The 14,250-nt window shown below is 61.9% G+C and carries 19 protein-coding genes; 12 read left to right on the top strand and 7 right to left on the bottom strand.

Translation table 11 applies throughout. The features are described from left to right. Window positions 1-7 precede the first annotated feature (7 nt). Window positions 8-1,333, bottom strand: coding sequence for an MFS transporter (locus tag M1E02_RS18750; RefSeq protein ID WP_479375688.1), 1,326 nt, complete (start codon window positions 1,331-1,333; stop codon window positions 8-10). Between the two features lie 60 nt (window positions 1,334-1,393). Between M1E02_RS18750 and M1E02_RS18745 the strand changes: the two genes are divergently transcribed. The 3 genes from M1E02_RS18745 (at window position 1,394) to M1E02_RS18735 (ending at window position 3,771) form a co-directional block, all read left to right on the top strand. Next, window positions 1,394-2,041, top strand: coding sequence for a hypothetical protein (locus M1E02_RS18745; protein WP_479375687.1), 648 nt, complete (start codon window positions 1,394-1,396; stop codon window positions 2,039-2,041). A gap of 130 nt (window positions 2,042-2,171) precedes the next feature. After that, window positions 2,172-3,032, top strand: coding sequence for a hypothetical protein (locus M1E02_RS18740; protein WP_479378218.1), 861 nt, complete (start codon window positions 2,172-2,174; stop codon window positions 3,030-3,032). Further along, window positions 3,022-3,771, top strand: coding sequence for a LamB/YcsF family protein (locus M1E02_RS18735; RefSeq protein ID WP_479375686.1), 750 nt, complete (start codon window positions 3,022-3,024; stop codon window positions 3,769-3,771). Before M1E02_RS18740 ends, M1E02_RS18735 begins: the two co-directional genes overlap by 11 nt. Here M1E02_RS18735 and M1E02_RS18730 read toward each other — a convergent pair. The 3 genes from M1E02_RS18730 to M1E02_RS18720 all read right to left on the bottom strand — a co-directional run bounded on the left by M1E02_RS18730 (window position 3,733) and on the right by M1E02_RS18720 (window position 6,698). Further along, window positions 3,733-4,764: an SDR family oxidoreductase gene (locus M1E02_RS18730; RefSeq protein WP_479375685.1), complete on the bottom strand. Its 1,032-nt coding sequence runs from the start codon at window positions 4,762-4,764 to the stop codon at window positions 3,733-3,735. The genes M1E02_RS18735 and M1E02_RS18730 overlap by 39 nt on opposite strands. Window positions 4,765-4,831: 67 nt before the next feature. Beyond that, entirely contained in the window at window positions 4,832-5,323 is a 492-nt protein-coding gene (locus M1E02_RS18725; RefSeq protein WP_479375684.1) for a DUF488 domain-containing protein, read from the bottom strand. 58 nt (window positions 5,324-5,381) lie between these two features. Then, window positions 5,382-6,698: a DUF445 domain-containing protein gene (locus M1E02_RS18720; protein WP_479375683.1), complete on the bottom strand. Its 1,317-nt coding sequence runs from the start codon at window positions 6,696-6,698 to the stop codon at window positions 5,382-5,384. A 50-nt stretch (window positions 6,699-6,748) separates the two neighbouring features. Here M1E02_RS18720 and M1E02_RS18715 point away from each other — a divergent pair, with 50 nt between their 5' ends. From M1E02_RS18715 to M1E02_RS18700, 4 genes are all read left to right on the top strand, one after another. Beyond that, window positions 6,749-7,624: a glycerophosphodiester phosphodiesterase gene (locus M1E02_RS18715; RefSeq protein ID WP_479375682.1), complete on the top strand. Its 876-nt coding sequence runs from the start codon at window positions 6,749-6,751 to the stop codon at window positions 7,622-7,624. An 18-nt stretch (window positions 7,625-7,642) separates the two neighbouring features. Then, on the top strand, window positions 7,643-8,434 hold the full coding sequence (locus M1E02_RS18710) for an AzlC family ABC transporter permease (protein WP_479375681.1): 792 nt from the start codon (window positions 7,643-7,645) through the stop codon (window positions 8,432-8,434). After that, window positions 8,431-8,742: an AzlD domain-containing protein gene (locus tag M1E02_RS18705; RefSeq protein WP_479375680.1), complete on the top strand. Its 312-nt coding sequence runs from the start codon at window positions 8,431-8,433 to the stop codon at window positions 8,740-8,742. Before M1E02_RS18710 ends, M1E02_RS18705 begins: the two co-directional genes overlap by 4 nt. A gap of 76 nt (window positions 8,743-8,818) precedes the next feature. Then, window positions 8,819-9,043 carry a hypothetical protein gene (locus M1E02_RS18700; protein ID WP_479375679.1) on the top strand — a complete coding sequence of 75 codons (225 nt, stop codon included), beginning with the start codon at window positions 8,819-8,821 and terminating at the stop codon, window positions 9,041-9,043. 56 nt (window positions 9,044-9,099) lie between these two features. Here M1E02_RS18700 and M1E02_RS18695 read toward each other — a convergent pair whose 3' ends face one another. Continuing rightward, window positions 9,100-9,345, bottom strand: coding sequence for a hypothetical protein (locus M1E02_RS18695; RefSeq protein WP_479375678.1), 246 nt, complete (start codon window positions 9,343-9,345; stop codon window positions 9,100-9,102). A gap of 225 nt (window positions 9,346-9,570) precedes the next feature. Here M1E02_RS18695 and M1E02_RS18690 point away from each other — a divergent pair, with 225 nt between their 5' ends. The 3 genes from M1E02_RS18690 (at window position 9,571) to M1E02_RS18680 (ending at window position 11,497) form a co-directional block, all read left to right on the top strand. After that, window positions 9,571-10,302 carry an ANTAR domain-containing protein gene (locus tag M1E02_RS18690; RefSeq protein ID WP_479375677.1) on the top strand — a complete coding sequence of 244 codons (732 nt, stop codon included), beginning with the start codon at window positions 9,571-9,573 and terminating at the stop codon, window positions 10,300-10,302. Between the two features lie 98 nt (window positions 10,303-10,400). After that, window positions 10,401-11,159 carry a GAF and ANTAR domain-containing protein gene (locus M1E02_RS18685; RefSeq protein ID WP_479375676.1) on the top strand — a complete coding sequence of 253 codons (759 nt, stop codon included), beginning with the start codon at window positions 10,401-10,403 and terminating at the stop codon, window positions 11,157-11,159. 14 nt (window positions 11,160-11,173) lie between these two features. Then, on the top strand, window positions 11,174-11,497 hold the full coding sequence (locus M1E02_RS18680; RefSeq protein WP_479375675.1) for a hypothetical protein: 324 nt from the start codon (window positions 11,174-11,176) through the stop codon (window positions 11,495-11,497). A 45-nt stretch (window positions 11,498-11,542) separates the two neighbouring features. On the opposite strand, the gene M1E02_RS18675 is transcribed toward M1E02_RS18680, so the two are convergent. After that, on the bottom strand, window positions 11,543-12,163 hold the full coding sequence (locus tag M1E02_RS18675) for a TetR/AcrR family transcriptional regulator (RefSeq protein WP_479375674.1): 621 nt from the start codon (window positions 12,161-12,163) through the stop codon (window positions 11,543-11,545). Between the two features lie 70 nt (window positions 12,164-12,233). On the opposite strand from M1E02_RS18675, the gene M1E02_RS18670 reads away from it, so the two are divergent. Further along, the gene (locus tag M1E02_RS18670) at window positions 12,234-12,587 is read left to right on the top strand and encodes a thiamine-binding protein (protein WP_479375673.1); all 354 of its coding nucleotides are present in this window, start codon (window positions 12,234-12,236) and stop codon (window positions 12,585-12,587) included. Window positions 12,588-12,647: 60 nt separating this feature from the next. After that, window positions 12,648-13,325, top strand: a complete 678-nt coding sequence (locus M1E02_RS18665; RefSeq protein ID WP_479375672.1) for an O-methyltransferase — start codon at window positions 12,648-12,650, stop codon at window positions 13,323-13,325. A 3-nt stretch (window positions 13,326-13,328) separates the two neighbouring features. Here M1E02_RS18665 and M1E02_RS18660 read toward each other — a convergent pair whose 3' ends face one another. Next, on the bottom strand, window positions 13,329-14,180 hold the full coding sequence (locus M1E02_RS18660; protein ID WP_479375671.1) for a universal stress protein: 852 nt from the start codon (window positions 14,178-14,180) through the stop codon (window positions 13,329-13,331). Window positions 14,181-14,250: the final 70 nt, after the last annotated feature.

Raw genomic sequence — 14,250 nt, 5'->3', positions numbered from 1 at the left:
GACGTGTCTAGTCGTGGAGGCTGGCGTTGCTGGCGTTGCTGGCCTCCTGAGCTGCAACACTTGCCCGCCCCCTGTCCAGGGGGTGGGCAAGTTCATCTGCCGGCATCTTGGCAACGATGAGCGCCACCACTGACATGGCCGGGCAGACTACACCGGCCACCAAGAAGATCACCCAGATGGGAACTACTTCTGCGGCCGGGCCTGCCAGCGCCATGGACACTGGCATCAAGGCCAGCGATACGAAAAAGTCCAGGCTCGAGATCCTGCCGAGCAGGTGCGGTGGTACACGGCGCTGCAGGAGGGTTCCCCAGATGACCATGCCCACGCCACCCGTGGCGCCGAAGACGAACAGGACAATTGCCACGCCCCAGAAGTTGTCAATGAACCCGACGGCGGCCAGCGGCAACGCCCCGGCCCCCCAAGTGACCATCATCAGGGTGAGGTAACGCCTGGGCAGGCGAAAAGATGCTGTGGCCAGCGACGCTATTGCGCCTCCCACCCCCATGATCGACAGCAGGAAACCGAACATTCTTGAGTCCCCGCCGAGCTGGTCCTCCACCACAAACGGCAGCAGCACTTCGATGGGCCCAATCAGGAAAAGTACTGAAATGCATGCCCACAGGAGTGTCCACAACAGCCAGGGTGTGTGGATGGTGTACCTCACGCCCTCCCGAAGGTCATGGAGGACCGACGTTTTGGCTCGCACCGGCGCTGGCTGGCCGTCGTGGCCCGGCGCTTCCAGTGCATGCTGGCCCAGGAAATTCAGGACAATAAAAGCCGTTACGTGGCAGAGGGCAACTCCGGCGACGGCATGTGATGGAGAAAGCTCGGCCACGATGATTCCTGCCAGCGCCGGACCCGCCGCTTGTTGCAGGATGGGCCGCATGGTGCCCTCCATGCCATTGGCAGCCAAAAGGTCTTCCGGCGGAAGGATCCTCGGCAGTATGGCCGAGTATGCAGGAAAGAAGAAGGCCGCGCCCACGCCCAAAACAAACGCACCTGCGGCGAGATGCCACAGTTGCAGCCAACCCATGAAGGATAAGCCGGTGACCGCCGCTATGACGGCAAGATTGATGCCCTCCACCGCAATGATGAGCAGCCGCTGCGGAAGCCGATCCGCTGCGATGCCTCCGGCCAGCACGAAGGCGACCAACCCAACGCCGGCTGCCGCAGCCACCAGGGAGAGCTCCAAGGGTCCGCCACCCAGATGGATCACCTGGTACACCATGGCCACGGCCCACATTCCGGAGCCGAAAATCGAAACGGCCAAGGCTGCAATCAGTACGCGATACTCCCGATGGGCAAACGGACGCAGGGCTCGAGGGGCAGGCATAGGGCAATTCTAGGCCGGGGTACCCCCTCGGTTTCCAGACATTCACGTTAGGCTCCCGGTATGGGGACTCTTGGCACGGGGAACAGCACCACTGGATCGTCCATACCGGGATCGATCCCGCTGGGTTCGCCACGGCCGGGATCGTCACGGCGGTCCATGGCTTTTGTTGGGGCAAACCCCGGCCTCGCCTTACATCCGGTGGACCAGAATGGCGTCCATGTCCCCGGAGAGCCCGCAAGCTGTTTCGCCTCGTTCTGGATGGCGGACTGGTCGCGCTGGGGTGTTGGCGTGGCCCTGCTGGTGGCCACCACCAAAGGATGGCGGAGCTATGGACCCAACCAGTTCTTCGCATCCACCATGGCCTCTGAATTCACCCGATACTTCCCTGAAGCGGCGAGATTTCCCCTAACTGAACTGATCCATACGCAGGACGAGTTCGACGTCGAACTTGACCTTGAACGCGGCTTCCGGGCGACGGGACGCAAGGCGCAGCTGGAAATCAGCGGTGTCCTTGACCGCAGGCAATTCGCGGCCCCCGACTTCCAGCTGGGTGGCGGAAGCGGCACGCTCAACAATGTCTACCTGCCCTGCAGCTCCGGCCGGCTGAGCGAGTTGGAAGTCCAATGGCCCGGCGCGCCCATCACATATGCCGGACCGCGGGGTCCGTCGTCGGCCTACATCGCCGTGGCGGAATCCTGGATGACGTAGTGCCGCCGGTGGCACCAACGATGCCGCGAGGAACATCGATGGTGGCCTAGGGTGGGAGGTGGATGAAAGTTTTCCGCTCTGCGGGGTATATGACAACTGATAAGTGTTCCCGATCCCACATGAGGTGATGATGGCCATGCGACAAAACCCGGCGATGAAGATTGCGCAGAAGACAGCCCAGAACGCGGTTTTCGATGCCAACGGGAAGCCCAAGCCCGGAGTCCACAACATGCTGTTGCGTGCAGTGGAGGTCCAGAGGCCCCTTGTCCTGGCAAATATCCGGCGTCTCCAGCGGAAGTATCCGACCGCCACCGCAGCGCAGTTGGCGGACAAACTTGAGCGTGACTACATTGTTGCCGTTACAGGGGGCGGCGCGATAGTGGGCGGCACTGCAGTGGTTCCAGGCGTTGGAACGGTGGCTGCATTGGGGTTGTCGGCCCTGGCCACTGTAGGTTTCCTGGAGGCGACAGCCCTTTACGCGACGTCCCTCGCCGAACTCCATGGTGTGCGGCTTGTGGATCCTGAGAAAGCCGGCACCTTGGTTATGGCCATCATGCTCGGGGAGGAGGGCACGTCCTTGCTCGGCTCACTCGGTGGCCAGGCGACAGGAAAAGGCAAGGGGCCAACACAGGCCTGGGGTTCCGCTTTTGCCCGGGCAACCCCGTTTTCCGGTGGTGCAGTGCGTGCGCGCATCCAGAAGGCCTTCCTCAACAATCTGCTGAAGCGCCAGGGCACGGCCTTGCTGGGACGCGCACTGCCGTTCGGTGTGGGCGCTGTGGTTGGCGGAGTAGGCAACCGCATGATGGGTCGAGCCGTTGTGGCCAATGCGAAAAAGGCCTTTGGCCCTATGCCGGATACAATTCCCGGGGAGTTGAAAGCTGGACCAAACGGAGAAGGAGCCGCACCCGGAAACTCCGCACCCGGAAACTTCCCATCCGGAAACGCGATTGAGCGGAACCCTGTTCAGGAAGGCAACACTTTTGGATCTTAACGCCGATTTGGGGCAATCATTCGGCGCCTGGGCAGCCGGAGATGACGCAGCTCTCCTCCCGCTGCTGACCAGCGCCAACGTCGCGTGCGGACTGCACGCCGGGGACCCTGTCACGATGCTGGACACGTGCCGCGCAGCTGTCGAACTCGATGTCACCGTGGGTGCACATCTGGGTTACCGCGACCTCCAAGGGTACGGACGCCGCTTCCTTGATGTGTCCTTTGATGAGCTTTTTGGTGATGTGCTTTACCAGCTCGGCGCACTGGACGGGGTGGCCCATGCTGTAGGCGCTTCAGTGGACTACGTCAAGCTCCATGGCGCGCTCTTTACCCGGACCCTGCACGACGCCGAGCAGGCTTCCGCGGTGATAGCAGCAATCCAGGCCTATGATCCCGGGCTTCCTGTGCTCGGCCTGCCGGACTCTGCGCTCCTGACGTTGGCTGCAGAAGCAGGCCAGCCCGTCTTCCACGAGGCGTATATCGACCGCGTTTACCATCCAGATGGCCGTCCCATGAGCCGGGATGAGGACGGAGCAGTACTGGTCCATGAGGAACAGATCATAGAGCGGGCGGTCCGCCTGGCGCTGAAAGGCGAAGTGGAGGCAGCCGATGGAAGCATGCTGCGGCTCCGTCCCGATTCGCTGTACCTCTCCGGGGATGCTCCCAACCCGGCCGCGACTGCTTCTGCTGTGCGGGAAGCACTACTTCAAGCCGGTGTGGAGCTTGACGCGTTCGCCTGAACGTCCAGGATCCCGGGCCCCGGGCTGCCGTTTCAGCAGGACCTTTCCGGCCCCGGCCAGCAGTGTAACGGCGAACAGCCGACGTCGGGCTGTCCGGCTCCGGCCGTGCCATCCGCCTTCCACCCTCGCTGTTCTCTTCGCCGCCGAAGGGCGGTAGAGGTTTCCCGACGAGGCGGCGGCATTGTGTCTACGCGACAGTTGTGTTTTGTCCACCTGCCTTGCCATCAAGGCCTCCACTGTTCCCGGCGTCAGCTTGTACTGGAATAGCATGAGACGCCCGGTTGTACCCACCGCAGCCTCTCGGCGGGGTTTCCGCGCCAACTTCACGATGGTACGGGCCACCCGTTGCGGAGTATGGACGGGTGGTAACGCCTTCACTTTGTAGCCCGTGTAATTTGCCGCCTGCTCGAAAATAGGAGTATCGATCGCTGCTGGCAGGACGGTACACACATGGACGCCGCTAAGCCCATCCAGCATGAGTTCGGCCCGCAGGCTGACGCCGAGGGCACGGACGGCTGCTTTGGAGATGGAGTAGGCCGCCGCGTAGGGCTGGGCGATCGCCGCTACGACGGAGGAGACGTTGATGAGCACTCCGGATCCCTGAACCCGGAAATGAGGGAGGGCCGCCCGGGCTCCATGCACGTAACCCATAACGTTCACGTCCAGCACCCGTTCGAAATCCCGGAGGGGAACGTCCTGAAACCGTCCGAAGGCGGCCACAGCGGCGTTGTTGACCCAGACGTCGATCCCCCCGAATTCTTCGACTGCTCGGGCTGCCAGCCCGTCCATGGAGGCAGCATCCACGACGTCGGTTGGCACGGCCAATGCCTTGGCCCCAAGTTTCCGACACTCCCCAGCCAGGGATTCAAGCGCTTCCGAACGCCTCGCAGCGAGAACCAGTCGCGCCTTCTTCCGGGCAAAGGCGAGGGCTGTCGCGCGGCCGATACCGCTCGATGCACCGGTGATTACAACAACAGAATCCTTAATCCGCATCTTGGTCTCCCGAGATCATCAGAGCTCAAGCGTTTGGCTAAAACTAAGCAAGCTTAGTTTCTAGATGCTATCCAGAAAAGCCGTCTGGAACAACGACGTCGTACACCAGTTCCTGACCCAGAACCCGGACCCCCTCGGTGGGTTGGTGCGGCACAGGCTTTCCGGAAGGCATGAGGTGATTAATCCCGACGCCGTCGATCAGGACGCAATGATCGGCAATCAGGCGGCGGTGGCAGCGCCACCACAGGGTCTCGCTGCACATAATCACAGTACGTTCGGTTGCCGCCGCCTCAATAAGGTGCTGGAGCGGGGTGAGGAACTCAGCCGAGCGCATGTGGGCGGCATAAGCCCGGAAGGATTCGTTGCGAAGCGCAATGTCAGGTGAGTCAGGGGGAAGCTTCCGGAAGCCGCCCAGGCTCTTCTCCCAGCGGTACGAAATACCGGCAGCGGGCAGCCACTCCTCAAGGCTGTCACGGTCAAAGTGCGGAAACTTGCGGCTTCCCGGCGCGATCCGGACGTCTACCAGGCTCTGCACTTCCGCCTTTTCGAGCACCTGCATGAGCTCATTCCGGGAAGCAGTTCCGTGCCCCACCGTGAACAGCAGCGGAGGCAATGCGTCAACCGAAGATCAGGTGGGCCACCGTGAAGATCCCGCAGCCCGCCAAGGCTCCCACCACGGTGCCGTTGATCCGGATGAACTGCAGGTCCTTGCCCACCTGGAGTTCGATTTTGCGTGAAGTCTCCTCGGCGTCCCAGCGGGCCACGGTATCCGTAATAACGGCTGCAATGTCCGAGCGGTAGGTCTTGACGAGGTAGCCGGCAGCGTCACCGATCCAGGCGTTTACCTTGCCCGCAAGCTCGTCGTCGTCCACCAGTCGGGATCCGAAGTCCCGCACGGCGGCCTTAAACTTGATGGTCAGTTCGCTGCGGGGATCGTCGACGGCGTCGAGCAGCGCGCGCTTTACTGTTCCCCATGTACGGGAAGCCAGCTCCCGAACCTCGGGATCGCCGAGGACCTGAGCCTTGATGCCTTCGGCCCGCGCGATCATTACGGGATCGTGCTGGAGATCTTGCGCGAGATCGCTGAGGTAGGTATCGATCGACTTCCTGACCTGGTGCAGCGGATCCAATTGCACTGCACGGACAAACTTCAGCACCTCCACGTACACCTTGTCGCCCACCAACCCGTCCACGAGCCGCGGAACCCATTGCGGGGAGCGCTGTGAAACCAGCCGGCTGACCGTCTCGTGGTTTTGGGCGACCCAATCCACGGTCCGGTCCACGAGGAGGTCCACCAGCGTGTGGTGGTGGCCGTCGGCGAAAATACGTTCAGCGAGGCGTCCTACGGGCGGCCCCCATGGCGGAGCCAGCAGATGCTTCCGCACCATGCCTTCAATGACAGCCTGGACGTCGTCGTCGTTCAGAACCTTGAACGCCCCGCGGATGACGGCGGCGCCCTCCTTCGCGACGCGCTCGGCGCCACCGGGCCCGGCCAACCAGGAGCCAGCCTTCCGGGCCACATCCACGCTGGCAAGCTTTTCCTGCACAACCTGCTCGGACAGGAAGTTGGTCTCCACGAATTCACCGAGAGAGGCACCGATCTGGTCCTTCCTCCGCGGAATGATGGCCGTGTGCGGGATCCTGATGCCCATGGGGTACTTGAAGAGGGCAGTTACTGCGAACCAGTCTGCGAGGGCACCCACCATTCCGCCCTCTGCAGCCGCGCGGACATACTGCAGCCACGGATATTCGTCCTGCAGGGCGAACGCAAAGACGAAGATGACTGCCATCGCGATGAGCATTGCCAAGGCGAGCAGCTTCATCCTGCGGAGGGCAGCAGCCTTGAAGGCGTCGCCGGATGCTGCTTCGGTTTCGGTGTTGGATACGCGTCCGGGAGCGGCCGGAACGGTGGTTGGCTCAGTATTCACCTGCATGTGCCCAGCCTATCGCCGCATCTTTAACACGTGTCCGATAACGTGGCAGCATGACAATCCACGAGTCCAGACCTGTTCGTCCCCTGGTCTATGCCCATCGCGGCTCAAGTGCCGCTTTCGCCGAGCACACCCGCGCGGCGTACCTGCGGGCCATTGCCGAAGGTGCCGACGGGGTGGAGTGCGACGTCCACCTGACAAAGGACCAGCACGTTGTCCTGTTGCACGACGCTAACCTGGACCGTACCTCTGACGGCACCGGGCCCGTGGCTGAACGGACCCTGGACGAGCTCAGGCTCTTGGATTTTTCCTCCTGGAAGGGCGCCAAAATTCCGACCGAATACGGTGCCAGGTCAGAACAGTTCCTGACCCTGCCCGACTTGCTGGATATCCTCCGCGCAGCAGCAAGGCCTATCGGCTTGGCCATTGAACTCAAGCACCCCAGCCCGTATCAGCTGAAGCTCGAGGACCGGGTGCTTGACGTGCTTCGGGCCGAGGGCTGGGATCCGAGATCCTCGGCCGTGGACAATGTTTCCGTTTCTTTTATGAGCTTCAGCCCCGATTCCGTGCGGCATCTGCGGAAATCGATACCCGGCGATTTCATTTGCCAATTGGTGGATGACATCAACGTGGAAGAGATCCGGGAAGAACTTGGGCTTGGCCCGTTCACCGGCGGGGCCGTAGCCAACGTCATGAAGGCAGCCCAGCTCGAAGGGGAAAGAATTCTGGACGAAGGCGAAGTAGGCATGGCCGGTCCCGGCATTGACTACGTCCGTCAGCATGCCCGGGCAGTGCAGCGATGGCTTGAATCGGGCCGACGCTTCAGGGTGTGGACCGTGGACTCGGAGAATGATGTGGCGCTGTGCCAAGGGTTGGGGATTCACGAAATAACCACCAACCGGCCCGCACAGGTATTGGCACAGCTTTAGGAAACGGATATTCACGGCATGACCCTCCTCAAGTCCCCCGCCGTGCGGGTGGGCGTTTCCATCAGCATCGCCACAGGCCTTTACGGCATCTCCTTTGGCGCGCTGTCGGTATCTTCCGGCCTCGACTTTTTCCAGACCATGGCGCTGAGCCTGCTGTTGTTCAGCGGCGGCTCCCAGTTCGCGTTCATCGGTGTTGTTGCCGGCGGCGGAACAGGGATTGCCGCCATGAGCGCCGCCACCCTGCTGGGCATGCGGAATGGAATCTACGGGATGCAGCTCAACGCCTTGCTCCGCCCGAGTGGGTGGCGGAAGTACGTTGCAGCGCACATCACTATCGATGAATCCACGGCGACCAGTACCGGCCAGACCGATCCTGGTGAGCAGCAGCGTGGATTCTGGACGGCCGGAATTGGCATCTATGTTCTCTGGAACATTTTCACCGCGGTTGGAGCACTCGCCGGAAGCGCCCTCGGTGACCCGAAGCAGTGGGGTCTCGACGGCGCTGCTGTGGCAGCGTTCCTGGGCCTGCTGTGGCCCAGGCTCAAGGGCAGGGAACCGGTTGCCATTGCTGCTGTCTGCGCTCTCGCGACAGTGATAACGGTTCCGTTGGTGCCCTCAGGGGTGCCGATCCTGATCGCGGCAGTGGTGGCAGCAGCGATTGGCTGGTTCAGCCATGGTCGCAGCGATGAGGGCATGGAGCCCGACGTCGATCCCTATGCCGAGCGCCATCATCACCACCTTCACAGTCATCCCCGGCATGAGGCCACTGCACCAGGGCAGAAGACCGCTCCGGAAGAAGGTGCGCGGTGAGCCTGTGGATCTGGCTTCTGATCTCCTGCCTCCTGGGATACCTATGGAAACTGGCCGGATACCTTGTGCCTGCAAGCCTGCTCAGGAACCCGCGCATGTCCAGGATCGCCGGCACAATGACCATCGGACTTTTGGCCTCACTGGCCATCGTGAACACGGTGGCAGCAGGTCAATCGGTGACCCTTGACGCCCGCGTCGGCGCGCTCGCCGCCGCAGCAACAGCTCTCTGGCTCAGGGCGCCGTTCCTCGTAGTGGTCCTTGCCGGAGCCGGGGCAGCCGCAGGATTAAGGCTGATTGGCTGGAACTGACTCAGGATCCCGACCACTGTTTTCTACGGCCCTAAGGCCCTATCCTGCGGTACTGGAAATATGCCAGTATTCGAACATGACCGAAGAAAACGTCCCTGCTGAAGCGCGGGACGACGACGATACGCGCTCGCAGGCGCGGGTTTCTCCGCCCACGACGGTATCCGAGTCAAGCCGTGAATTACAGGACGTGTCCCGCCGTCGTCGGGAATCCGAAGAGAAGCTGCAGCAGCAGTTAAAGGAAGCCCAGGACAAAGACGCCCAGGATAAGCCTGCAGGGGCGCAAGACGGACGTCCCGAATGAGAGGAGGGCCCCTCGCGCCCCTGGATTCAGGCGATTACGGATCAGGGAGCCTTGTCTCAGGCGGCACCATAGGCGTCGGGAAACTTCCCAACCTTCCGCCGCTCCAGCTCTTCGGAAGCGAGCTCATACCAGACTTGGGCGCCGAACTCAGGTTCGGGTGTGTCCAGGTTCCGGTACAGGGCGTCAACCAGTTGCTCGAGTTCCCTTACCGTGGCCTCGGAGAGAACAACTCCGGGATCCCGGGAGTCGTTGATGTAGTGGACCAGCTGGGGGCGGTTCATGATGTCGCCGCCGGGAGCCATTGCGAAGATGCTGGGGTAATGAGTTGCCGGGCTGCCAAACGTGGAAGTTCAGGACGGAAGCAGTCGGGCTGGATATGGCGTTGCAGTTGCACGGACATTACTAGCTCCAATACCAAGGTTCTGGGGCTGACTGCGTAACCCACAAAAAGTCTATTGAAATGTGGCCTAACCCACAACAGCATGTTTCTTTTTCTGAGTTTGGATCCATTCCATAAGGGGGTTGAAGTGGATCAGATTTTTTTCCAGCGCCTGCAGGACCTCGTCCTGGACAGCAATGATGTCGGCGCTTTCCTACAGGAAATGTCCGTGCTTTCGGCTGCATCCATCAGTGAAGCAGCCGGATTGCCGGTCACCTGTGCAGTGGCCCTTTCCCGCAAGCGCAAGTCAGTGACCGTTGCCGGCAGCTGTCCCGAAGCACGTCAATTGGACGAAATCCAGCAGGCCTTCGGGGACGGCCCGTGCCTGCAGGCAGTGCGGGAGTCAAGTGTCGTGGTGGTCCGGGATACCAGGACGGATACGCGGTGGGGCCGCTACAACCAGCTTGTGGCCGACCGCGGCCAGTTGAGTATCCTCGGCGTGCCGTTGGCACTTGATCACGGGGCCACGGCGTCTTTGAGTTTCTTTGCTCCGGAAGCGGACACCTTTACAGAGGAAATCATCCGTCATTGCCAGACCTTCGCCTGCCAAGGGGGTAAGGCGCTCAGGCTGGCCGTCAGGATAGGTGCGTCACAGGAACTCAGGGATGATGTCCTTGCCGCCATGAAGTCCCGGACCAGCATCAATCTGGCGTCCGGAATCGTCATGGGCCAAAGCCGGTGCACACAGGCCGAGGCAATATCAATCCTGACCAGGGTTTCGAACAACAGGAATGTCAAGCTCCGGGTTGTTGCTGAGGAGATCCTCCGGAACTACGACTCCTCCCTCTCCGCAGAGAACAGCACCCACTTCGACCTCTGACACGCTGCCGGAAGCTTTGGCAGATCCTGCAAACCAGTCGCAACAATCCGGCGCTCCAGCGTCCTTGCGGGGATATGCTGGGATTGGACTTAGGAGAGATGGAAGGCGGCGGGGTTGGTGCGATCGGGGCAGTCATGGTGGTAGGCCTTCCACTTGCCGACGAGCTTGCAGCAGTGTTCGCAAGGGCAAATGACCTTCTCCTTACCGAGGAGACCGTTTCCCGTGCCCTCAAACTCATCAGCGCTGCAGCCCAGGCGGCCATTCCGGGCGCTGTGGGGGCCGGGGTCACTCTGGTTGATGCCGTGGGACGGAAGCGGACCGCTGCGGCATCCGATCCCTTGGTGGAAACAGCCGACAACGCCCAGTACATCTTGGAAGAGGGCCCATGCTTGCAGGCTTGGGCTATGGGGAAGCCGGTTTTGGTTGAGGATGTCCGGACGGATAACCGTTGGCCGGATTGGCTGGAAGCCGCTGCCGAGCTTGGGCTGACATCCGCCGTAAGTGCACCCCTGCTCGCTGGAGATTCGGTCCTGGGCGCTGTAAAGGTTTATGCCCGTGAGGCCGGAACCTTCGACTCATCCACGGTGGGGCTGATGGAACTCTTTGCGGCACAGGCCTCCATCTTCCTCATCAACGTCCAGGCCCGGGAGAGCGCCCAGACCTTGAGCGAGATGTTGCAGGATGCCCTGGCGGGGCGTGAAATGATTGCGGCGGCCAGAGGGGTCCTGATGGCGAGGTACGGGATTGACGAGGCCTCAGCCATGCAGCAGCTCCTGACAGAATCGCGGCGGGACCGGAAGCCTTTGCGCGAGATTTCGGCGGAACTGCTTTCTTCCACCCGGATTGCCGGCATCTGATCGGGGGTTGCGCTTTGGCCCTGGGCAAAGACGAGGATGAGCAAAGGCTTCGGTTCGAAGAGACGCTGAGGGATGCGGATCTGCGGATCGAAGAACTGTGGCTGAGGTATTTCAGCATCGGCGGGGTTGCAGGCCAGTTTGAAGTGGAGGCCTACATCCATGGAGCCATAGCCTTGCCGCCCCTGCAGCGTGACATCTTGAGCCATGCCCTCAACGAGCGCCTGGACGAGCTCGATGCGCAAGGTGGGCGGGCGCCCTACAGCAGGGAGTCCGAGGATGCCGGACGCACGCACGACGACGGCGAGCATTCGGAGAATGAGCCGGGGGACCAGGAGTAAACCGACGGCCAGTAAACCAGCCCCCGGGTCAGGCCAGAAGCCGGGTCAGGCCAGCTGTAACCCCGGCAGGGGTGACTGGGCAGGCAGAGGACGGCGGGGACGCTCGGTGCGGATTGCGTCCTCGATCAGCGCGACCGGGCGGCGCCAGGCATCAGAGCCCGGCTCCATGGTATCCACCACACCGATCAGCATGGCCAGCAGCCTGAACAGGTCCGTCAGCGAAATGTCCTCGCGCAGCGTTCCTTGACCCTGGCCCCGGCCCAGCAGGACTCCCACAGACTCGATAAGCCCGCCTGTGATGCCTGTGAGCAACTGCCGCCGTCCGGCTACGGCTCCGAGAAGATTGGCGTCCTCGCTGGCAGCCGCCATCAAGGAGTCGATGACACTGAAGAGGCCAGCAGCGGCATCTTGTCCGGAGAGGGCCTCGTCGATAACGGGATCCACGTGAAGCCGGAGCTGGCGGTTGAGCGCTGCCAGCACCAGCTGTTCCTTGTCCGCAAAGTTCCGGAAAAGTGTTGCGGGTCCTACCCCGGCCGTTTCTGCGATGGTCTGGAGAGGAACTTCAGGACCATATTCGCGGAAACACTGCCTCGCGGCGCTGATGATTTTGTCTACATTGCGTGCAGCATCAGCACGGAGGGGCTTTCGTTCTACTGCCACGTTCATTTTTCAAGGTTATGGGTTACTGATTGGTAGACACCCTATATGACGGAAGGGGCCATGAAACACTGGACAGATGTTGCTTGCATTCTCCGTCGCCCCTTCAGGCACGCCCGCAGGAGGAAACCCCGCTTCTTCCGCTACTGATTCCTCTACCTATGGTGCGGACGGTTCCGTTCACGACGCCGTCGCCGCGGCAGTGAAAATCGTCCGCGAATCGGGACTTCCTCATCAGACGGACTCCATGTTCACCACCATTGAGGGTGAATGGGACGAGGTTTTCGCTGTTGTAAAAAAGGCCACCGAAGCAGTGGGGCGTTTCGGCAGCCGGGTGTCCCTGGTCATCAAAGCGGATATCAGGCCGGGTTACTCCGGGGAATTGTCCGGCAAGGTCGAGCGGCTGGAAAAGGCGATCAGCGAAAGCCAGTAAATCCGGCCTTCCGTCTCCTTCGTGCTTCCGCACATGCCTGTGAACTGCCAGACTGGGCGGATGATCGAGCACAAGGCCGAGGCAAACTGGACCGCAGTGGAAGAATTCCTGACCGACGTCGTCGTCCATCCTGATCCTGGACTCCAGCGGGCGGTGGTGGCCGCGGCCGCGGCGGGCATGCCCGGCATTGAGGTGGCGCCCAACGCAGGGAAGTTGTTGAAGTTGCTCGTGCAGCTGTCCGGTTCCCGGAATGTGCTGGAGATCGGCACCCTTGCCGGTTTCAGCACCATCTGGATGGCACAGGGACTGCCCGACGACGGCCGGCTGGTCACCTGCGAATACCGCCAACGGCACGCCGAGGTAGCCCGGGCAAACATGGACGCGGCAGGCGTAGGACACAAAGTGGAGATCCGGGTCGGAGCAGCGCTGGAAACCCTGCCTCTGCTGGAGTCTGAATCGCGGGGGCCCTTTGATTTTGTCTTCATCGATGCCGACAAGGAAAACGATCCGCACTACCTTGACTGGGCTATCCGCCTTGGCCGGCCAGGAACCACCATCGTCATGGACAACGTGGTGTGGGAAGGCGCTGTACTGGAGCCGGAAAAGGACAACGTCAACGCCCCCGGCATCCTCGATGCGCTCCACATCATGGGGGAAGACCCACGGGTGGATGCCACTGTGATCCAGACTGTTGGCTCAAAGGGCTGGGACGGCTTTGCCCTCGCAGTGGTCAGGTAGCCGTCACCGGGAAATCATCACGTTGCACAATGCCCGCGGGAGGAGGGCTGAAACTGTACGCCCCGGGCCACCCTCCCGACGGTGGGCTCCCAGGACAAGCAGGCTGGCGTTCGCTGTGGCGGCAACAAGCTCCCTGGAGATGGGATGCCCTTGCCGAAGGGCGCCCGAAACAGTCACATCGGTTGCCAACTCACGGGCAGTCTCGACGGCATGGTCCACCAGCGCCTGCCCATGGAGCGGGGAATGCTTGCCGTGGGGTTCATGATGGCGTCCGTTTTCCACCTCTACATGAACCAGTTCCAGCGAGGTTTTCAGCGCGCGTGCCATTCTGAGGGCGTCAACGATTACCGCCTCGCTGTTAGGGGCAGTACTCACGGCTGCCACAACGGGTTCGCCGCCACGGTGGGGATACCGGACAACCAATAGGGGGCACGGTGAATGGCCGGCGAGGTCCAAGCAGACGGAACCTGCCAGTTGGCCAACGATCCCGCCCAGCCCGCGGTGCCCCACAACCAGAAGGCGGGCGTCCTTGGTGGCGTCCCTGAGCACCTGGCCCGGGAGACCTGCCTCGAAGACGCCTTCAACCTCAAGTTCGCCAGATACCTCGTGCGCAAGATCCACGCCATCCTGCAGGGTGGCCTCAGCGGCATGGCGCAGCCCGCTACCGGAGACGCCCTTGACTGGTCCCAAGGACTTGGTGAATACAGGCCAGACCCAGGCGTGAATAATCCGCAGCTTCAAGTTCTGGTCGGCGGCATGTTCAGCTGCCCACCTGACGGCAAGCTGGGACTGCTCGGACCCGTCGAATCCCACGGCAAGGATGCGGTTCTCGTTCCATTCTGCGGCTCCCGGCATTGCGGCCTCCCTGGACGGCTTCGGCACGAAGGTGGAACCAAGTAAACGCCACGAACCGCAGGATTACTAG

The sequence above is a fragment of the Arthrobacter sp. Z5-13 genome (assembly GCF_056499105.1).
Note: the sequence above shows the minus strand (reverse complement) of the source record. Positions and strands in the feature narration are given on the sequence as shown.